Origin of the sequence: Paracoccus benzoatiresistens (genome assembly GCF_026913015.1) — a bacterium.
Classification (GTDB): Bacteria; Pseudomonadota; Alphaproteobacteria; order Rhodobacterales; family Rhodobacteraceae; genus Paracoccus; species Paracoccus benzoatiresistens.
Genome location: NZ_JAPTYD010000060.1, coordinates 1 through 19,042, shown reverse-complemented (window position 1 = coordinate 19,042; position 19,042 = coordinate 1). Strand labels below are relative to the sequence as shown.

At 66.9% G+C, this 19,042-nt stretch carries 17 protein-coding genes and 1 riboswitch; of the genes, 6 read left to right on the top strand and 11 right to left on the bottom strand.

All coding sequences use genetic code 11. The annotated features are described in order from the left end of the window. Nucleotides 1–525: 525 nt before the first annotated feature. On the bottom strand, nt 526–2,406 hold the full coding sequence (locus tag OU682_RS20545; protein ID WP_268944080.1) for an ATP-binding protein: 1,881 nt from the start codon (nt 2,404–2,406) through the stop codon (nt 526–528). A 528-nt stretch (nt 2,407–2,934) separates the two neighbouring features. On the opposite strand from OU682_RS20545, the gene OU682_RS20540 reads away from it, so the two are divergent. Continuing rightward, nucleotides 2,935–4,584: an alpha-glucosidase gene (locus tag OU682_RS20540; protein WP_268944079.1), complete on the top strand. Its 1,650-nt coding sequence runs from the start codon at nt 2,935–2,937 to the stop codon at nt 4,582–4,584. 192 nt (nt 4,585–4,776) lie between these two features. After that, nucleotides 4,777–6,453: an alpha-amylase family protein gene (locus tag OU682_RS20535; protein ID WP_268944078.1), complete on the top strand. Its 1,677-nt coding sequence runs from the start codon at nt 4,777–4,779 to the stop codon at nt 6,451–6,453. A gap of 199 nt (nt 6,454–6,652) precedes the next feature. On the opposite strand, the gene OU682_RS20530 is transcribed toward OU682_RS20535, so the two are convergent. Genes OU682_RS20530 through thiD form a run of 9 tightly spaced genes read right to left on the bottom strand, consistent with a single transcriptional unit; the run spans nt 6,653 to nt 13,217 of the window. Next, nucleotides 6,653–7,393 (bottom strand): ABC transporter permease, encoded by a 741-nt coding sequence (locus OU682_RS20530; RefSeq protein ID WP_268944077.1) that lies wholly within the window; start codon nt 7,391–7,393, stop codon nt 6,653–6,655. After that, nucleotides 7,390–8,052, bottom strand: a complete 663-nt coding sequence (locus OU682_RS20525; RefSeq protein WP_268944076.1) for a TenA family protein — start codon at nt 8,050–8,052, stop codon at nt 7,390–7,392. Before OU682_RS20525 ends, OU682_RS20530 begins: the two co-directional genes overlap by 4 nt. After that, nucleotides 8,049–8,981, bottom strand: a complete 933-nt coding sequence (locus OU682_RS20520) for an ABC transporter substrate-binding protein (RefSeq protein WP_268944075.1) — start codon at nt 8,979–8,981, stop codon at nt 8,049–8,051. The genes OU682_RS20525 and OU682_RS20520 overlap by 4 nt, the downstream gene beginning before the upstream one ends. Next, nucleotides 8,978–9,922, bottom strand: a complete 945-nt coding sequence (locus OU682_RS20515) for a HesA/MoeB/ThiF family protein (protein ID WP_268944074.1) — start codon at nt 9,920–9,922, stop codon at nt 8,978–8,980. Before OU682_RS20515 ends, OU682_RS20520 begins: the two co-directional genes overlap by 4 nt. Continuing rightward, nucleotides 9,919–10,515 carry a thiamine phosphate synthase gene (locus tag OU682_RS20510; protein ID WP_268944073.1) on the bottom strand — a complete coding sequence of 199 codons (597 nt, stop codon included), beginning with the start codon at nt 10,513–10,515 and terminating at the stop codon, nt 9,919–9,921. Before OU682_RS20510 ends, OU682_RS20515 begins: the two co-directional genes overlap by 4 nt. Next, on the bottom strand, nt 10,512–11,273 hold the full coding sequence (locus OU682_RS20505; RefSeq protein WP_268944072.1) for a thiazole synthase: 762 nt from the start codon (nt 11,271–11,273) through the stop codon (nt 10,512–10,514). Before OU682_RS20505 ends, OU682_RS20510 begins: the two co-directional genes overlap by 4 nt. A gap of 3 nt (nt 11,274–11,276) precedes the next feature. Continuing rightward, a complete protein-coding gene (gene thiS / locus OU682_RS20500) occupies nt 11,277–11,471 on the bottom strand; it encodes a sulfur carrier protein ThiS (RefSeq protein WP_268944071.1) in 195 nt (64 codons plus the stop codon). Then, nucleotides 11,455–12,402 (bottom strand): FAD-dependent oxidoreductase, encoded by a 948-nt coding sequence (locus tag OU682_RS20495; RefSeq protein WP_268944070.1) that lies wholly within the window; start codon nt 12,400–12,402, stop codon nt 11,455–11,457. The genes thiS and OU682_RS20495 overlap by 17 nt, the downstream gene beginning before the upstream one ends. Next, on the bottom strand, nt 12,399–13,217 hold the full coding sequence (thiD, locus tag OU682_RS20490) for a bifunctional hydroxymethylpyrimidine kinase/phosphomethylpyrimidine kinase (protein WP_268944069.1): 819 nt from the start codon (nt 13,215–13,217) through the stop codon (nt 12,399–12,401). Before thiD ends, OU682_RS20495 begins: the two co-directional genes overlap by 4 nt. A 68-nt stretch (nt 13,218–13,285) precedes the next feature. Next, a riboswitch (TPP riboswitch) is annotated at nt 13,286–13,392 on the bottom strand. Between the two features lie 300 nt (nt 13,393–13,692). On the opposite strand from thiD, the gene OU682_RS20485 reads away from it, so the two are divergent. Both OU682_RS20485 and speB read left to right on the top strand, forming a co-directional pair. Continuing rightward, nucleotides 13,693–14,169 (top strand): hypothetical protein, encoded by a 477-nt coding sequence (locus OU682_RS20485; RefSeq protein ID WP_268944068.1) that lies wholly within the window; start codon nt 13,693–13,695, stop codon nt 14,167–14,169. A 121-nt stretch (nt 14,170–14,290) separates the two neighbouring features. Then, a complete protein-coding gene (gene speB / locus OU682_RS20480; RefSeq protein ID WP_268944067.1) occupies nt 14,291–15,271 on the top strand; it encodes an agmatinase in 981 nt (326 codons plus the stop codon). A gap of 57 nt (nt 15,272–15,328) precedes the next feature. Here the strand turns inward: speB and OU682_RS20475 are convergent, their stop codons facing one another. Beyond that, nucleotides 15,329–16,891 carry a serine hydrolase domain-containing protein gene (locus OU682_RS20475; protein ID WP_268944066.1) on the bottom strand — a complete coding sequence of 521 codons (1,563 nt, stop codon included), beginning with the start codon at nt 16,889–16,891 and terminating at the stop codon, nt 15,329–15,331. A 124-nt stretch (nt 16,892–17,015) separates the two neighbouring features. Here OU682_RS20475 and OU682_RS20470 point away from each other — a divergent pair, with 124 nt between their 5' ends. Continuing rightward, the gene (locus tag OU682_RS20470) at nt 17,016–18,020 is read left to right on the top strand and encodes a hypothetical protein (RefSeq protein ID WP_268944065.1); all 1,005 of its coding nucleotides are present in this window, start codon (nt 17,016–17,018) and stop codon (nt 18,018–18,020) included. 746 nt (nt 18,021–18,766) lie between these two features. Then, a partial coding sequence (locus OU682_RS20465; protein WP_268944064.1) for a helix-turn-helix domain-containing protein occupies nt 18,767–19,042 on the top strand: 276 nt, incomplete at its 3' end.

Here is a 19,042-nt window from a genome sequence, read left to right as displayed (position 1 = left end):
CCCAGTCGAAATAAACGACCAAACCGCCCACATATCCCTTCAGATATCCAGCAATGTCAAAAAGCAAGGAAACAAAATTCCCGAACTCGCGTCCTTTCCAGTGACGCCTTGTCCGGTCATCTATTCCCGAATTGTCTCCCGAAGAACCGTTTCGTTGCACCGTCTTCGGAGTTACGGCTTATAGGCCCCTGCTACAGAGGCCGCAAGCAAAAAATGCACCCAACACGGCCGAAGGTGCATTTTTTTCCGAAAACCTTCCCTGCAGGGTAAGACTGCCAAGGCTACGTGGCCAGAGCTGTAGGTCCTGACGGTGCCGCTGCTGGCGTGACGCAGCTGGCAGCTGACCCCGATGCGGCTTGGCGTCGCCAAGCGGCTGCCTAGGGCGGGCAGCGGGTGCTTTCGGGCATTACCACGCTCCCCCTTCAGGGCGGGTCCCTCCAGCAGATCGGCGCCGCGCCGTCGCTGGTGCAAGACCCCGAGATCCTGCTGAAGGACGAGCCGCGGACGCGGACCAGCAGATTGGCATCACGACGGCAGCCCCAGTGCGGCGGCGGCGCGTTCCGTGGTGGCGGGATCGTCGGCCATCAGGACCGCGTCCCCGGCGATCCTGCCCAAGATGCCGTGCACGGTCGGCGTCGGGGAACCCAGATCCGGCCACGTCACGGCGGCTGCGACGCGCGGCAGGCCAAGCCCCCGCTCCAGCAGATCATGAGGCGTCAGGACGATCAGGGCGGCATCGAGGCTGTCGGCCTGGAACAGGTCCGCCATTGTCTGCAAAGGCTGGCAGGAGGGTGCCAGCCCGCTGGCCTCGCCCACCACCCCCAGCTTGCGGCCGGATCGTTGGGCCCGTGTCTCCAGCGTCTCGCACATCCTTGCGGTCGCCTCGGGCGCGCCCACAAGCGCGACAACGGGCAGGCCCCGATATTCACCCTCGCCTACCAGGGCATTGAAGAGGCCTTCCAGGATGACATCCCGCCGTTCCTCGGGCGTCGCCATGATCTGGGAATACACGCCCGGCCGGCTGTTGACCTCGCAGATTGCGCCGCCGGTCTCCTGCCAGGGGCGGGTGAAGTCGGTGGTGACAAAATCGATGCCGCAGACGTCCAGGCGCAGCGTGCGTGCGGTTGCCTCGGCCACCCGGCGAATGGACGGATGAACCTTGTCCGTCACATCCAGCGGCGAACCCCCGCGGGAAAGATTGGACTCGCGCCGCAGAAACACCTGCCGCCCCGCCTCGGCAATCGAATCCACGGTCAGTCCCTGCTGCGCCAGAACGCCCAAGGCGTCCTCGTCCAACTGGATCGGCTTCATCAGCGCATGACTGCGCTTCAGCAGGCTGTCACGCTCGGGGCGCTTGTTCTCCTCCTTGACCAGTTCGGCGACCGTATGCGAGCCGTCGCCCGTGACATGCGCCGGCTGGCGGTTCATCGCCGCCAGGAACTTGCCGCCTGCAACCAGCAGCCGCGTTTCCTCGCCCGGAATCAGGGTCTCGATGACGGCTTCGTTGGACTGGCTGACGGCGCGGGCAAAGGCCTTGCGCATTTCGGCCTCGTTCGACACGCCGATCGTGACGTCCCGGCCCATGTTGCCGTCGATGGGCTTGACCACAAGCGGATAGCCCAGTTCCCGCCCGGCGGCGAGGGCCGCCTTTTCCGTTCGTGCGGTGCGTTGCCTGGGCACCGGCAGCCCGGCTTCGGCCAGCAGCCGGTTGGCCAGGCTCTTGTCGCTGGCCATCTTGACGCCGATCGCGCTGGTCAGGGTCGATTCCGTGCCTTTGACGATGCAGGCCTGCCGGCCCAGGCCGATCCGCACATATCCGGAACCTCCGACGACCTGCCAAGGGATGCCCCGTTCGCCCGCCACCTGCGCCAGAAGCAGCGAATGCGCCGAAGGGGTGACGGGCAGTGTCGCGTCCATGAACCCGCGCAACTGGCTTCGGACCACTCTTCGCAGTTCCGCACCGGTGAAGCCGTCCACCAGCGCCTGGACAACCGCGAAACCCGCTTGCGCCGCGGCCAGGCCGACCTGCGCATCCGTTGTCTGGAAGACGGCGGTTCCCTGCGCCTGTTGAAAGGCTGGCGCAGTTTCTGCGACCTCGGCGCCTTCCGCGTCGTCCGCAGGACGATAGGCGCAGTAGGCCACTGGCCAGCCGACATAGCGCTGCACGATCACGGCCATCACCTCGGCCACGGCGGCGGCGGGCCAGCCGGTCTCGGACCGGCGGAGGCGGCGCCAGCCGGCAAAGTCCAGGATCGCGGGGCGCATGAAGGCCAGCGTGCGACGCAGGCTCGTGACTGCCTTGGGATCGACGACCTGGCCTGCCGCCGCGGCAGAGGTCGCGCGCATCACGGCCTTGCGGCTATGGACATTGCCGGGAAGCAGGAAATTGCTCTGGTCGATCTGCAATTTGGTCCTCCGTCGGCGGAGCGGCTTCAACTGCTTTCGCAGGTTTGACCTGCCCCAGGGATATGGTCCACTTGCGGTCTTGCCGGAGGAAGCCGTTGACGCCTTCTCTCAGGTTATCCACCAGTGTATTCCGGCTTCCCACAGCATCCAATAGAGCAATAGCCCCTGTCCGGCGCTAACCTCCTGCTCGTCCAGCGGGAATCATCGACGATGGCAAAATTGTCACGCGGAGGAGCCATGTCCCGTGGCCGCCGGACAGGTGGATCGGCCCGTTGCCCAATCGGGTGTTCTGGCCCATGCCGGGAACAAGGGCCGAGAAACAGCCGTTCCCCGGAGGGGCTTCAGGGCAAGGAGCCCTGCAAGCAGAACCTTCCCCCTGCCGCGCGTCCGGGTCCAGACACGGAACCAAGTTCTGGCAATGGCACCCGAGGCACCGACCGGCATGGGGACGGCAGGTTTGGACATAAAGGCCGCTCCCCAGGATGGGGACGAAGTTCGGGGGCACAGGGTTGTTCCGAAGGAGACAGGATGACACGACGGGCGACTTGGTGGCAGGACCGCACCGCCTACCAGATCTATCCGCGCAGCTTTGCCGATGCGAATGGCGACGGGGTGGGCGACATTCCGGGCATCATCGGGCGGCTGGATCACCTTGCGGATCTGGGCATCGGCCTGATCTGGCTGTCGCCGGTCTATCGCTCTCCCATGGCCGACAATGGCTATGACATCTCGGATTACCAGGACATCGCGCCGGAATACGGAACGCTTGCCGATTTCGACCGGCTGGTGGCCGAGGCGGCCCGCCGCGACATCGGCATCATCATGGATCTGGTGGTGAACCACAGCTCGGACCGGCATCCCTGGTTCCTGGAGGCCCGGCGGGACCGCGCCTCGCCGTTCCACGACTTCTACTATTGGCGCGATCCGGCGCCGGATGGCGGGCCGCCCGACGACCGGCACGCCTATTTCGGCGGCCCGGTCTGGACCTTCGTACCGGAAGTGGGGCGCTATGTCTTCAACCTGTTCTCGCCGCAGCAGCCGGACCTGAACTGGCAGAACCCGGCGCTGCGCCAAGCGGTTTATGACATGATGCGCTGGTGGCTGGACCGGGGGGTGCGCGGCTTCCGCATGGACGTGATCGACCTGATCGGCAAGGACATCGACCGCGACCTGATCACCGAGGGTCCCTACCTGCACGGCTTCCTGCAGGAAATGCACCGCGAGGTCCTGGCGGGTCGCGACGTGGTGACGGTGGGCGAAAGTTGGAACGTGACAAAGGAAACGGCGCTGCTTTACTGCGGGCGGGACCGGAAGGAACTCGACATGGTGTTCCAGTTCCAGCACATCGTCGCAGGCTGGGACAGCGTCCATGGCAAGTGGCTTCCGCATCCGCTGGACCTGGTGGCCTTCAAGAAAGTCTGGACCGACTGGCAGGAGGCGCTGGAGGTGGATGGCTGGAACTCGCTGTTCCTGAACAACCATGACCTGCCGCGGTCCGTTTCTCGCTATGGCGATGCGGGCCAGTGGCGGGAACGGTCGGCCAAGGCCCTGGCCACCGCCGTCCACCTGATGCGCGGCACGCCCTTCGTCTTCCAGGGAGAGGAGATCGGCATGACCAATGCGGGCTTCTCCGACATCACCCACTACCGCGACATCGAGCTGATCAACATGCACCGCGAGATGCTGAGCCAGGGCCTGCCCGAGCATCAGTTCCTGGAAGGCGCCGGCATCACCGCGCGGGACAATGCCCGCACGCCGATGCAATGGGACGCCTCGCCCGGTGCGGGCTTCACGACGGGCGAGCCCTGGATCGCGATCAACCCGAACAGCGCCCGGATCAATGTCGCCGCGCAACGCGACGACTCGAACTCAGTTCTCGCGCATTACCGCCACCTGATCGCCCTGCGCAAACAGCATGAGGTGATCGTGCAAGGCCGCTTTGTGCCCTGGCTGGAGGATCACCCGCAAATCTGGGCCTATACGCGCGAATGGGACAACCAGCGGCTGTCGGTCCTGTGCAACATCTCGTCCGAACCCGCCCATGCCGATGTGCCGCACGGGCTGGCCAGCAGCGGCACCGGCCTGATCTGCACGGCGAAGCCCCGCCGCTCGGTGCCGGCGGGTCCCATCGCTCTCGAGCCATGGGAGGCGGTGGTCGTCCTTGGCGAGCTTGGTTGAGCTTACCGGGCGCGCATGGTCTGGCCCGCCTTTTTCCGCGACCCTTGCCCCGGCCTTGAGGCGAAAGGTCGTGGTCGGGACCGGACTGCCGACGCGCGCCCAAGTCCTTGATGAACCAGTGCCGCCGCAGCGGCGTTGCGGCACACGAGCCCTGTCCCGCGCGGGACCGTCGCACCAAAAAAAGGAGCCTGCATGGATATCAGCCGCACGGGCGATGTCTGGTGGAAGAACGCCGTCATCTACTGCCTCGATGTCGAAACCTTCCAGGACAGCAATGGGGACGGAATCGGTGATTTCCGCGGGTTGACGCGCCGCATCGATCATCTGGCCGGCCTGGGCGTGACCTGCATCTGGCTGATGCCCTTCTATCCCACCGCGAACCAGGACGACGGCTATGACATCACCGATTACTACGGCGTCGATCCCCGTCTTGGCACATTGGGCGATCTGGCGGTCTTCCTGCGCACGGCCCGGGACCGGGGCATCCGCGTGATCGCGGACCTGGTGGTCAACCACACGTCCGACCGCCATCCCTGGTTCCAGGCGGCCTCTTCGGACCGGAACTCTCCTTACCGCGACTGGTATGTCTGGCGCGACCAGATCCCGGCGCATGGGCCCGACGACCTTGTCTTCCCCGACAAGGAGAACAGCAACTGGGAATGGCACGAGGAAACCGGCCAGTATTACCTGCACCGCTTCTATCGCCACCAGCCCGACCTCAACATCGGCAACCCCAAGGTGCGGGACGAGATCCACAGGATCGTCGGCTTCTGGCTGCAGCTCGGCCTGTCCGGATTCCGGGTCGATGCCGTCCCCTTCCTGCTGGAAACCGACGGCATGAACGCCCCGGCAGAACTGGATCTCCACGACTGGCTGCGCGACCTGCGCCGCTTCATCATGCGTCGCTGCGGCGATGCCCTTCTGCTGGGCGAGGTCAACCTGGCCTACCAGGATGTCCGGCGCTTCTACGGCGACGACGGCGGGGGCGAGCTGAACATGTGCCTCGACTTCAACATGAACCAGGCGCTTGCCCTGGCGCTGGTGCGCGAGGATGCGGGCGCGCTGGTCCACGGACTTCGGGCGATGCCGAAGCTTCATCCCGACGACGGCTGGGCGCATTTCGCGCGCAACCACGACGAATGGTCGCTGGACAAGCTGACCGAGGCCGAGCGCCAGGAGGTGTTCCGCGCCTTCGGTCCCCGCAAGGACATGCAGCTGTTCGGGCGCGGGCTGCGCCGCCGCATCCCCACGATGCTGAAGGGGGACGCCGCCCATGTCCGGCTGGCCTACAGCCTGGTCTTTGCCCTGCCCGGCGCGCCCGTGCTGTTCTATGGCGAGGAGATCGGCATGGCCGAGAACCTGGACATTCCCGGCAGGATGAGCGTGCGCAGCCCGATGCAATGGTCCGACGGGCCGAATGGAGGCTTCTCGACCGCGCCCGAGGACAGGGTGCGGCGGCCCCTGGTGTCCGGGTCCAGATGGGGACCCAAGGCCATCAATGTCGCCGCGCAGGAACGCGAGGGGGACTCCATGCTGAACTGGATGGAGCGCCTGATCCGCCGCCGGCGCGAGATGCCCGAGATAGCCTTCGGCGAGTGGAGCTTCATCCCCTTCCCCGATGCGGCGATCTTCGCGCTGCGCCACGACTGGGACGGGCGGTCGGTCCTGCTGTTGCACAACCTGGGCAAACGGCCGTGCAGGTCCGAGTGCCGGCTGGACGATGCCCAAGCCTGGGCTTCCCTGACGACCATCCTGGGCGAGGGGAGCTTCGAGCTGGCAAGGGACGGCACCTTCGGCATCGACCTGCCGGCGCATGGCGTGCTGTGGCTGCGTGCGCATCCGCAGACCGAGACCATCGACGCGCCATGAACCTGCCCTCGATCTATCCCGGTTGGGAAACCGCATCCAGGGGCAGCCGGTGTTCCTGCGCACAGCAAGGATGGGCTCTGGGCAGGTTGTGAAGGAAAGATCTTGCGGGCACCGCCGTGCAGGGCACCGGAATATCGGAGGAAGGACCCGAGCCCCGCTGGAAAGCGGTCCGTGGGCATCCTTCCGGAGGAGACGCGCGTCAGGCCGGGACTTGGCTGGATCCTGCGGCATGATGTTCCAGCCGCAGGGCCAGCCGCGACACGGCGGCCTTGAAGACGACCGCGATCAGGATCGTCGCGGCCAGCGCGGCAAACATCTGGTCGATCTTCATGCGGCCGCTCGACTGGATCATCAGCGCCCCGAGCCCGCGCGAGCCGCCGACCCATTCCCCGACAATGGCCGCCGCCGGGGCATAGACGGCGGCGATCCGAAGCCCGCTGGCCAGATCGGGCAGGGCGGCGGGGATGCGGACGATCCGCATCGCCTCGATGGGTGTGGCGCCCATGCTGTCGGCCAGTTCGCGATATACCCTGGGCGTCCGCGCCAGCCCGTCCCCGAAGGCCGAGGCGACCGGAAAGAACACCATCAGCGCGACAATGGCGATCTTGGGCGCGATGCCATAGCCCAGCCACAGCGTCAGCAGCGGCGCAAAGGCGAAGATCGGCACCGTCTGGCTGAGCGTCATCAATGGCATCAGCGCGCGGCGCAGGGGTGCCAGCAGGCCCATGGCAAGTGCCATGAGGATGCCCAGGGCCGCGCCGATGACGAATCCGGCGGCGATTTCGGCCAGGGTGGTCAGGGCCGCGCGGGCCAAGGTGGTCCGGCCGTCCAGCATGGCCTGTGCGACCGCGAGCGGGCCGGGCAGCAGGAAGTGCGGAATCCGCAGGCCGGTCACGGCAAGCTGCCAGAACAGCAGAAAGATCACGGCAAGGCGGATCACCCGGCCAGCGTCCAGAACGCGGCTTCCAGGCGCGTCGCGGTCGAGAAGCGGTCCTGCAACTGCCGCCAGCGGGGCAGGGCAGGGGCCTGCGGCCCCAGCCGGCTTGCCACCGCGCCGTCGATCAGCGCCGCGGTGTCATGGCACAGCGCCTGATAGTCGGCCCCGCCATAGGTTTCGATCCACTCGGCATAGGCCGGATCGTGCGGTTCGGACAGCAACCGGGCGCCGATCTCTCCATAGCCCAGCACGCAGGGCGCCAGCGCCGCCAGCAGGTCGAGAAAATCGCCGCTGTATCCGGCCTCCAGCACATAGCGGGTATAGGCCAGGTTCTGGGGCGCCTCGAGGGTGGCGGCCAGATCCCCTTCGGTGATCCCGGCCCGCCCGCACAGCTCGACATGCAGCCGCGTCTCGGTTTCCAGCAGCGCATGGACGGTGGCGGAACAGGCGCGCATTTCGGGCAGGGAGCCTGCCTTTGTCACGGCCAGGGACCAAGCGCGGGCGAAGTGGATCAGGAACAGGTAATCCTGCGAAAGATAGGTCAGGAAGGCGCGGCGGGGCAGGCTGCCATCGGCCAGGCCGCCCAGGAAAGGCGCGCGGACATAGGCGTCCCAGTCCGGCGCGCCCGCCCGCCACAGCGGAAAGCAGGTGCCATAGCTCATGCGCCGGGATCCATCGCCAAGGCCGCGACAGGCAGGACCTTCTCGATCAGCCCGGCATCGTGCAGGAAGGCCTCGAACCGGGCGTAGCGGGTGTGATCGACGGCGCCGGGGCTTTGCGAGAAGCGGGGCAGGGTTGCGGACCAGGCCTGCCGGTTCAACTCGTCGTCAAGATCGGGATAGGCGTCGCGGAACAGCTTCCACGCCTCGTCCGGGTGGTTGAGGATGTAATGCGCGCCGCGTTCCATGGCAGCCACGAACCGCGCCGTCGCATCCGGGTCCATTGTCCGGGGATTGGCAAGCAGGATCAGCTCGTCATAAGCGGGAATGCCGTTTTCCTCGACGAACAGGCAGCGGCCCTCGGCGCCTTCCAGCCGCATCTGCGTCATTTCGAAGTTGCGGAACCCGCCAAGCGTGGCATCGACCTGGCCCGTCATCAGCGCGGGGGACAGCGACCAGCCGACATTGACCAGTTCGACATCGTCGATGGACAGGCCGGCGCCTTCCAGCATGGCCGCCATCAGCGCCGTTTCCATGCCCGGCACCGAATAGCCCACCTTGCGGCCCTTCAGGTCCGCGATGGATCGCACCGGCCCGTCGGCCATGACCGTCATGCAGTTCAGCGGCGTCGCGACCAGGGTGGCGATGCGGGTCAGCGGCAGCCCTTCATGGACCTGCAGATGCAGTTGCGGCTGGTATCCCACGGCCAGATCGACCTGCCCCGAAGCCAGCATCCGCGGGGGATCGGAGGGGTCGGCGGGGGCGGTGATCTCGACCGTCAGTCCGGCCTCGGCGAAGAAGCCCATCTCGTCGGCCACGATGATCGGCGCGTGGTCGGGGTTCACGAACCAATCCAGCATCAGCGACAGGTCCTGCGCACCGGCAGGGGTGGCGGACAGGGCAAGGGCCAGGGCAAGGGCAAGGGGCTTCATGTCGGATCTCCTAGGGCGACAAGGGCAATCTCGCCCGGCCAGTCGCGGCGCAGGCGGTCGGCGGCAGCCCAGGCCCGCAGCCCCGAGCGGCAGGCGAAGACGACGCGCCGACCGTCGGCCGGGCGCAGGCGTTCGGGCTGGCGCAGGGCATGGGGCACGAAGGGCAGGGGGGCCTCGTCCCGGCCGCGCAGTTCGACCGCCAGATCGTCCGGGCGCAACTGGCTGGCCGCGATGAAGCGGTGACCGGTCGCGGGTTCCGGCGCGTCATCGAAACGGAAGCTGGCGGGACGCAGCCCGTCGAAGCGGATCATCTGCCCCAGCGGCGAGGGTTGCAGGTTCAGCAGGACTGACATTGCCATCTGCGCCAGCAGCGCGCCAATCAGGCCCGCCATCGGTCCCATCACGCCTGCGGTGGCGCAGGTGCCTGCCTGTGCGGGAAGGTCAGGAAACACTGCGCGGAATGACGGTGCCCCGCCGCAGAACCCGCCGGAAAAGCCCTCGGTTCGCAGGACCGATGCCGCGACCAGCGGGCGGCCCGCGGCCAGGCAGGCGTCCGACAGCGTGTAGGTCGCGGCAAAGCTGTCGGCGCAGTCCAGCGCCAGATCGGCCCCTGCCACCAGATCCGGCGCATTGGCCGGATCCAGCCGCCCGACCAGGGGAAGAACGGCGGTGTCGGGGTTCAGCGCCGCCATTTCCGCTGCGGCGGCCTGCGCCTTGGGAACGCCCAGATGGCGGCCATAGATGGGCTGGCGATGCAGGTTCGAGGTTTCGGCCCGGTCCGGGTCAACCAGGGTGATGCGGCCCACCCCCGCGCCGGTCAGGTATTGCAGCACGGGAACCCCCAGTGCCCCCGCGCCGACGACCAGCACATGCGCCGCGGCAAGCCGGGCTTGGCCCGCATCGCCGATCTGCGGCAGGATCGTCTGGCGCGCATATCTCATGCGGCGACCTCCAGCCATTCGCGGATGCGCGCCTCGGGGTCAGGGTTCAGCGTGACGTCGGTCACGGCCGAGGCGACATCCGCCCCGGCCGCAAAGGCCAGTCGCGCCCGTTCCGGGGTCAGCCCGCCGATGGCGCACAAGGGAATGTCGCCGATGCGGGCCTTCCACTCCGTCAGCTTCCCGACGCCCTGGCTGTGCCACTTCATCTGCTTCAGGATCGTCGGCCAGACCGGCCCGAGCGCCACATAGTCCGGCTTGCAGGCCAGGGCGCGGTCCAGTTCGGCCTCGTCATGGGTGGACAGGCCCAAGCGCAGGCCCGCTGTCCGGATCGCGGCAAGGTCGGCCTCGTCCAGATCCTCCTGTCCCAGATGCACGAAACCGCAGCCCAGCTCGATCGCCAACCGCCAGTGGTCGTTGACCACAAGGAGGGCGCCTTGCTGGCGGCAGAGGTCGCGGGCGCGGGCGATTTCGGCGCGCATGGCGTCCTCGGACCGGTCCTTGATGCGCAACTGCACCAGACGCACTCCCAGGGGCAGGCCACGGGCAATCCAGTCGGCGCTGTCGAAGATCGGATAGAAACGCGGCAGCCTCACAGGAAGGCCCGCCCGATCACGGGGGTCGAGGGGATGGCCATGTCGGTCCGCTCCATCGGGTCGGCAAGGTATGCGGCCCGTCCGGCGCGGATGGCATCGGACATCGCGGCCGCCATCGCGGCGGGATCGCCCGCGCGGGCCACGGCGCTGTTCAGCAGGACCGCGTCATAGCCCATCTCCATCGCCGCCGCCGCATGGCTGGGCAGGCCGATGCCCGCATCCACGACCAGCGGCACGTCGGGAAAGGCGGCGCGCAGCGCCCGCAGGCCATGGGGGTTGTTCAGCCCCAGGCCCGAACCGATGGGCGCACCCCAGGGCATCAGGACATGGCAGCCCGCATCCAGAAGCCGTTCGCAGACCGTCAGATCCTCGGTGCAATAGGGGAAGACCTTGAAACCTTCGGCGGCAAGGATGCGTGCGGCCTCGAGCAGTCCGAAGACGTCGGGCTGCAGAGTGTCCGTGTGGCCGATCACCTCCAGCTTGATCCAGTCGGTGCCGAAGACCTCTCGCGCCATCTGCGCGGTGGTGACGGCTTCGCGCGCGCCGTGGCAGCCCGCGGTGTTGGGCAGCAGGCGAACGCCAAGGGATTGGATCAGGCTCCAGAAGTCCTGACCGCCCCCCGCTTCCCGGCGCAGGGAGACAGTGGCGATTTCCGCCCCCGAGCGGGCAAAGGCATCTGCCAGCACCTTGGGCGAGGGATAGCCCGCCGTGCCCAGCATCAGCGGGCTTTCGATTTCGGTGCCATAGAAGACCGGCATGTCTCAGCCCCCCTGCATCGGGGCCAATGCCTCTATCGCGTCGCCATCATGGATGGGCGTGGTCTCGCGCAGCGCGGCGGGGACGAATGTGCCGTTCAGCGCCGTGGCAATGCGGCCGGTCAGGTCCGCCTCGGACAAGGCTTCGGCCAGGGTCCTCGCGGCGACCTCTCGGGCGGTGCCGTTAATCGTGATCCGCATCCATGAACTCCGGTCTGGTCTGGTGTTGAAGATGGTCGGCCACCATGCCCGCGACGGCAGGGGCCAGCAGGAAGCCGTGGCGGTAAAGGCCGTTGGCGTGGATGACGCCCCCCACGCGGCGGATGCGGGGCAGGTTGTCGGGAAAGGCCGGGCGGGCATCGGCGCCCAGTTCCAGCACCTCCGCCTCGGCAAGGGCGGGGTGCAGGGCAAAGGCGGCGGACAGCAGTTCCAGCACGGCGCGCGCCGTCGGCCGGCCGCGCCGGTCGCTCTCCACCATCGTCGCGCCCAGCATGAAGACGCCATCGCCGCGCGGGACGACGTAAAGCGGCATCCGGGGATGCAGCAGCCTTATGGGGCGGGACAGCGTGATCTCGGGGCAGCGGATCACCACCATCTCGCCCCGGACGCCGCGCAGGTCGCGCAGCGCTTCGCGGGCCGACAGGCCGCGACAGTCGATCACGGTGCCCGCCGTGGTGTCTGTGCGCCCCAGGCGTTCGGACAGGATCGCCAGCGCTTGGCGGGGGGCCAGATGAGCCTCGGGTTCAAAGAACAGCGCACGGCTGAAGCGGGCGCCCAGGTCCGGCTCCAGCGCGGCGATGCCGGGGGCGTCCAGCATCCGGTGGCCCCGGCTTCGTCGAGCAAAGCGCGCCAGCGCGCCCGCGTCGCGCGCCAGGCTGACAACCAGCGTTCCGTTTCTTGTGACCGGCACGCCCTGGGCCTGCCACCAGTCGGCGGCGCCGAGCCCATGGCGCAGGACGGCCTCATTCGCGCTTTCGCCTTCGCAATAAGGGGCGAGCATTCCTCCGGCCCACCACGAACAGGCCTGGGGACTGGGGGCTTCGTCAAGGATCGCGGCGGGAATGCCCCGGCGGGTCAGTTCGGTGGCGATGCAGAGACCCATCACGCCGCCGCCAAGGATGGTCAAGGTCATGCCGCGGCCTCGGCCCGGCGCGACCAGAGGGCATGGAAATGATGCACCGGCCCGTTGCCGCCGCCCACGGCCAGATCGTCGGCGGCAAGGATCGCGCGGTGAAGCCAGTCATGCGCGCGGCCTACGGCATCCGCGACCGCATGTCCCTGCGCCAGCCCGGCGGCGATGGCCGAGGATAGCGAGCATCCCGTGCCATGCGTTTTCCGCGTGAGGATGCGGGGGGACGAAAAGCGCGTCGTGCCGCCGGGGCCGACCAGGATGTCGGTGCATTGCGCGCCCGCGGCATGGCCGCCCTTCATCAGCACGTGGCGCGGGCCAAGCGCACGCAGGGCCATGCCTTGCGCGATGGCCGCGGTCTCGGATTCGGCCGGGGGTTCGCCCAGCAGGCCCGCCGCCTCGGGCAGGTTGGGTGTCAGCACATGGGCGAGGGGCAGCAGATCGCGGATCAGCGCGCCGATGGCATCGCCCTCCATCAGCACGTCGCCGGACTTGGCGACCATCACCGGATCCAGGACGATGGGGACCCGGCAATCGCGCAGCGACGCGGCAACGGCGGCGATGGCGGGCGCCGATCCGACCATGCCGATCTTGATGGCGTGGACGGCGATGTCCTCCAGCACGGCGTCGATCTGCGCCCGGATCAGGTCCGGCGCGACGATGTGGACGGCCGCGACGCTGCGGGTGTTCTGCGCCGTCACCGCCGTGATCGCGCTGGCGCCATAGCAGCCCAGTGCCGAGACGGTCTTCAGGTCAGCCTGGATTCCGGCGCCTCCGCCGCTGTCCGACCCCGCGATGGTCAAGACGGTCCTTGTCATCTGCCCCTCCCTTGGCGTTTCGGGGCATGACAGGGGGGCGGCGGCAGACGGGATGCGGCAACGGGCAGCGCGTCTGCCTATCCGTTCCCTCCGCCGGCATGACCCGGATCAGGTTCGATGGGTCAGTGCGCATTGCACCTCTCAGCCCCGCGACGGGACACCCCAACGGATAGTGTTGGGCGTGACCGTAGCGGCATCGGGCGGCAGCGTCCAGCGCATTTGTTCCCGTCCCTAGCCGCACGCCGAAACCCCTGGCTCTTCGGGCGATTCGAGATGACCAAGAGCCAGCATCTTCCAGCGCGGGACGCGACCCATCACTTGGTCATGGCTGCCGGCAGAGGAATGAAAGCACCCGCAATATTGCGTGATTCCAACCCTGTCGCCCCGATGAGAGGGCTTGACCTGTTCCGTGAGTGGGGCACACTTCCTTCATGGTAATGAGTGTTTCTGTCACCCTGATGCCGAGGGCTTCATGATGGACACATATCTTTCTGCGGCCCGGAACCTGGTGGTCGATGGAATGCGCGAAAGCCAGGTGGTGCTGTCCGCGGATCTGGAGTTTCACCTTGCCGCGACCCTGGCTCGCTACATGCACCGTCCCATTGCGCCCGACCGGTTGACGGTCCGGCTGATGGATGCGGCCCAGAAAGGGGCCCGGAAGGGCGAGTCCCGGCAGATCGGTGATGAGTGCCTCATCTCCTGCGCGTTCTTTGCGGGGCGGCTCACGCGGCAGGGGGGCAGCGTCGTCCACTATGCCGGCCTGGGGCAGACCGCCTACCAGATCGCCGGAATGCCCGACGTGGCCAGCGGCTTTCCCGACATGCTGGATGTCCTGCAGGCAAGCAGCCCCAATGTCGAGGAACGATCCCTGCCGCAGCAGGACGGCCCTGCGTCTTCGGCTGAAAGGCACGACCGCAAGATCCTGCTTCTCGGGCCAAGGTTCAGGCACTGACCGTGGCCTTGTCGCAAGCCCTGCGGTAGCAATCCCGAGAATGTGTCGTGGCGGCATGGCGGCGACGAACCCGCCCGGGCATTGCGGCGACCTGGCGAAATGAAAGCGAACGAGGAATGACATGAACGAGCCCCGCCCTCAGCCTGTCGATGCGGCCCTGGTGCCGCGCTTTGCCGGCCATGCAACCTTCATGCGCCTGCCCGCGGTGGACAGCGCGGCAGGTCTGGACATTGCTCTGGTGGGGATCCCCTGGGACGGCGGCACCACGAACCGCGCGGGCGCGCGGCACGGCCCGCGCGAGGTGCGCAACCAGTCCAGCCTGATGCGCAGGGCCAACCACCACACCGGGATCGCGCCCTATGACCTCGTCTCGGTCGCGGATGCCGGAGACCTGACCGTGCAGCCCATCGACCTGATGACCGGGCTTGCGCAGATCGAGGACGGGATCGCCGCGATCTGCGCACAAGGGGCGCTGCCTCTTTGCGTGGGGGGCGACCATCTGACCACCTTGCCGGTGCTGCGCGCGATCCGCAAGGCGCAAGGCGCGCCGCTGGGCCTGATCCACTTCGATGCGCATTCCGACACGAACGACCGGTATTTCGGCGACAACCGCTATACCCACGGCACCCCCTTCCGCCGCGCGATCGAGGAAGGCATCCTCGACCCCATGCGCATCGTACAGATCGGCATCCGGGGGTCGGTCTACGATGTCGATGAACATGGATGGGCCAAGGCGCAGGGCGTTCGCATCGTCTACATCGAGGAATTCGTCGAGCGCGGTCCCGCCGCCGTCATGGCCGAAGCCCGTGCCGTTGTCGGGGACGGGCCGGCCTATGTGACCTTCGACATTGACAGCCTGGACCCATCGATGGCGCCGGGGACCGGCACCCCCGAGATCGGCGGCTTCACGACACGGGAAGCGCAGGCCATGGTGCGCATGCTGTCGGGCGTGAACATCGTCGGCGCCGACGTCGTCGAGGTATCCCCGCCTTTCGACGTGGGAGGCATGACGGCCCTGGCCGGGGCAACCATCCTGTTCGAACTTCTTTGCGTCATGGCAGACGGGCTTGCCCGCAAAAGGCAGGAGGGACAGCAGGCTTGAACCAAGGCGGGCGAGAAGCGGGGTCCTGTCGGCACGGCCGTTTATCGCGCCTGCGCCTTACTGTCGCGCAAAGTCGTAGACCTGCCCATCCGACATCGTGAGGCGCAGCGTGGCAAGCTTGCCGGTCTCATCCGCCTGGAACTGCGCAAAGCCCATCGGCAGGGGTCCGAGATTGGCGGCAACCGCGGCAAAGCGGCCCTCGGGCACGAGGCTGGCGGTGAAGACGTCGCCGTTCCAAGGGGCAAGCTTCAGCCGCGCCCCCGTTTCCTTCAGCGCAAGGACCAGCCCGTCGTCGCCCGCAGTCACGGCCGCCTCGCCGAAGACGGGACTGTCGAAGCTTGCGGCAAGCGGTGCCAGCGGCGGCCCCGGCCGCGGCGCTGCGGGGGCTGCGAAGGTCGCATCGGAGTCGGCGTCGGATTTGCGCGCCGCCGTCAGCCTGGCCGCGACATGATCGACCCGGGGATTGCCCATCAGGCGGTCAAAGGTCCATTCGCCGATCGCGTCGGGAAGGCCGACATTGGTTTCGTTCGTCAGCACGACGATGCCAAGGTCGTGGTCCGGCGCGGTGCCGACAAAGGCGCCAAAGGCGGTCGTTCCACCATTGTGCCAGATGATGCGGCCGTTCGGCGTGGACTGCACCACCCAACCCATCGCATAGGAAAGCCTGTCGCTGATCGCGACGCGCGGGGTCTTGGTCACGGCGAGGCTCGCCTCTGATACGATGCGCCTGCCCTCGAACGCGCCGTCCCCAAGATGCAGGCGCAGCCATTTCGCCATGTCCTCGACCGTCGAGTTGATCGCGCCAGCCGCGCCGAAGCCATAGGGGAAGATCGGCGTGAACGGGACCTCGGCGGTGCCCTCGGCTGTCCAGAGATAGCCGGCGGTCGTGTCCGCCGCGGCTTCGATGGCGTCGGCGGTGAACGAGGAATCCGTCATGCCGAGCGGCGCGAAGATCTCGGCGCGGACCACGTCGTCCCACTCCGCCTCGCCCATGGCACGGGCCACCACCCGCTGCGCAAGCATATGGGTGATGTTGGTATAGGCAAAGGTCGAGCGGAAGCTGGATACCGGCTCGACATGCCGAAGCGAGCGGATCATGGCCGTCTGGTCGAAGCCGAGCAGGCCGACCGCGTCGTTGGCATAGGGCGGCAGGCCCGAGCGTTGCGCCAGCATGTCCGCCACGCGGAACTCGCTTGTCACCCAGGGGTCCTTCATCTGGAAATCCGGGTCGTAGTCCACCACCCGGTCGTCCCAGTCGAGCTTCTTGCGATCGACCGCAATGGCAAGCGTGGTGGCAAGAAACGCCTTGGTGGTGGAGCCGATCTGGAACACCGTCTCCGGATCGACCGGCTCGCCGTCCTTCCGGCGCAGGCCGAAGCCCTTGGCATAGACCAGGTCGTCCCCGACGACGATGCCCATGGCAAGGCCCGGCAGATCGAAGTCCGACATGCCCTTGGCGACATAGGCTTCCAGTTCAGGGGTCAGCGCCCGGACGCGCGCCGCCATCGCCTCGTCTGCGTTGGCCTGGTCGGGTGCCAGCGCGGCCAGCACAAGGATCGGCGCAAGGGGCCGGAAGGGCTCTTTGGGTGCGGCAATGGCACGATTGGCAGCGATCTTCATCGGAACGGCACTCCATACCCAGGGAACTGGCGAAACGGATTCCGGCGCTGCCTTCAGCGTGCCATCGGAGCCGCGAGCTGACAAGCGCGGACTGCGATGGAATGCAAAGGCTGCAAGGCCCTGGTTGGACAGCTTCGTCCTCTGCGGGCACCATGCGGCCTGCGCCGGATGGGGACCTGCGAACTGTCCAAAAGGACAAATTGCCGCCCGCGCGAGATTCAGACAAAACGCGCTTGTCAGCCGAGCGGCCTTGTGTGCGTTTTCCGATTTTTTGCCGCTCGGCTGGAGTTTCCAGCATCCTCTCGTTCTGCCGGCACCGGCCTGGGATAGCCCCTGCGCGCCCGTTCCGCCGTTCGGCGCAGCCTTTTCTCTTGGACCGATAGACATTTCCATGAACACTGCACTTCAGCCTGGCGAGCACCTTCTGTCGGCAGCCATCGCCCTGGCCACCCGCATGGCGGCCGAAAACGGGAAGCCGCCCTGCCTTGTGGAAGTCGCCAAGGGTCTGGCCATCAGCCCCGAGAGTCTGGAGACGTTCATCCCTGACCAGACCCATCTTCTGAACGCCATGGCCGAAAGCGCCCTGGAGGTGCTTCTGCACCGGGTGACGCATGGCGTTGTCGCGGTTTCCTGCCGTTGCCCCATCGGCCAGTTCGAGGCCTTGGCCGACGCCTATATCGAATGGGCCGGCTGCCACCCTTATGCGTTCCGGGTCATCAGCGCGATGTCTGCCGGGCAACTCGAGGCTCATGCGCACATGCTGCGCTGCCGGCAGTCCCTGCACGATCTCATGCATCGCATCCTGCAGCGCATGAAGAACGAAGGTCTGCTTGGCCCGGATGATGATCCAAACTTGCTGATCGCCATGAGCCATACCTACGCCCAGGGCGTGATCAGCAAGATGCTGAACGGCGATCTGGCACGCTGGGCCCCGGGTCTTGGCGATCAGGAGGCCGCCCGGGCGCTCCTGCGGCTGTTCATCGACAGGTGTTTCCGCCAGATGCCATTGAGCGTGACGGGTTCACGCCCGGTTGAGAGCGCAAAAATCATCTTGCCCGATCCTGCGCCCGGTTCGGTCTACTTTCGCCCATGGAGCCAGACCGACGCAGCGCGAACTGATGTGGGGTAACATCTGCGGCTTCGGATTTCCGGGACTCTGCTTGGGGAAGGCCAGAGTGCTCTTGCCAGGAGCGGACGCGGCTCGGAGCCGCGGGCGCTTGAGCCAGCGGCGCCAGGTCATGGCATCGCCGGCCTTGTCCGCGACGCGCCGTTGAGGGCGGGAGAGTTCCTCCAGGAGCGAATGGCTGTGGGCATATCCAGAATGTTGCCGCGCGTCGGGCCAAAGGCCGGGCAGCCCGGAAAACACAGCTGAAAAGTCGGTGGCCCGTGCAAGGCAAATGTTCAAGACGACGTCAGGCATCGGCAGAGAAAGCTCCATGCCCATGTCAAGGACATTCCTCGTGCCGCTTTTTCAGCGGGAGCTTTCACCGGTGCCGTGACGGGTGCCGGTCTTTCGTCTTCCACGCTCGAGACTTTGGCCGCAAACACAACGAAGCCATGGTTAAGATGGTGAAGGAGCCGCGCTGCCGAACTCCACGTGTGTCCGGCCGAGCACCGGAAGCACATCGGGGCCTCGGATACCGCCGAGAGCACTTTGGCCCGATCCGCCACCGCGCGGGCAAGTCCTAGGAAAGGCTTGGCGGAGTGCCCACGAAGAAACTCCTGCAGTCTCGTCGCGCTGTCACATAGCAGCGGCTCCTCTGTTACGTATACGGTTCCATAAGTCTGCTTATTCTTGGTCCGTATGGTGGGCTGGCACATTCCATTCTGGAATGCATCACTCGATAGTTTCCTGAAGCACTTCAGGAGCATGTGATGAGGCGCCCTTTCATCAACCTGACGCTGGACGAACGCCGCGTTATTGCAAGGATGCTGCGGGCCAAGGTGCCGAGGACGAAGATTGCGCAGATGCTCGGCCGCAGACGTTCGACCATCACTCGCGAGGTCAAAAGGAACTGGTGGCATGACAAGGATGTCCCACAGGCTAACGGCTACTGGCACGTGACGGCTCAGCCCCAGGCCGACTGCAGGCGATCGCGTCGGCGCAAGCTCGAGCGTCTTCCGGATCTGCGTGCCGAAGTGATCCGTTGC

What these genes read in the sequence shown, in the direction of transcription:
- OU682_RS20540 (WP_268944079.1), top strand. Translation starts at nt 2,935, where the DNA reads ATGACACGACGGGCGACTTGGTGGCAGGACCGCACCGCCTACCAGATC.
- OU682_RS20535 (WP_268944078.1), top strand. Translation starts at nt 4,777, where the DNA reads ATGGATATCAGCCGCACGGGCGATGTCTGGTGGAAGAACGCCGTCATC.
- OU682_RS20525 (WP_268944076.1), bottom strand. Translation starts at nt 8,052, where the DNA reads ATGAGCTATGGCACCTGCTTTCCGCTGTGGCGGGCGGGCGCGCCGGAC.
- OU682_RS20520 (WP_268944075.1), bottom strand. Translation starts at nt 8,981, where the DNA reads ATGAAGCCCCTTGCCCTTGCCCTGGCCCTTGCCCTGTCCGCCACCCCT.
- OU682_RS20515 (WP_268944074.1), bottom strand. Translation starts at nt 9,922, where the DNA reads ATGAGATATGCGCGCCAGACGATCCTGCCGCAGATCGGCGATGCGGGC.
- OU682_RS20505 (WP_268944072.1), bottom strand. Translation starts at nt 11,273, where the DNA reads ATGCCGGTCTTCTATGGCACCGAAATCGAAAGCCCGCTGATGCTGGGC.
- thiS (WP_268944071.1), bottom strand. Translation starts at nt 11,471, where the DNA reads ATGCGGATCACGATTAACGGCACCGCCCGAGAGGTCGCCGCGAGGACC.
- OU682_RS20495 (WP_268944070.1), bottom strand. Translation starts at nt 12,402, where the DNA reads ATGACCTTGACCATCCTTGGCGGCGGCGTGATGGGTCTCTGCATCGCC.
- thiD (WP_268944069.1), bottom strand. Translation starts at nt 13,217, where the DNA reads ATGACAAGGACCGTCTTGACCATCGCGGGGTCGGACAGCGGCGGAGGC.
- OU682_RS20485 (WP_268944068.1), top strand. Translation starts at nt 13,693, where the DNA reads ATGGACACATATCTTTCTGCGGCCCGGAACCTGGTGGTCGATGGAATG.
- speB (WP_268944067.1), top strand. Translation starts at nt 14,291, where the DNA reads ATGAACGAGCCCCGCCCTCAGCCTGTCGATGCGGCCCTGGTGCCGCGC.
- OU682_RS20475 (WP_268944066.1), bottom strand. Translation starts at nt 16,891, where the DNA reads ATGAAGATCGCTGCCAATCGTGCCATTGCCGCACCCAAAGAGCCCTTC.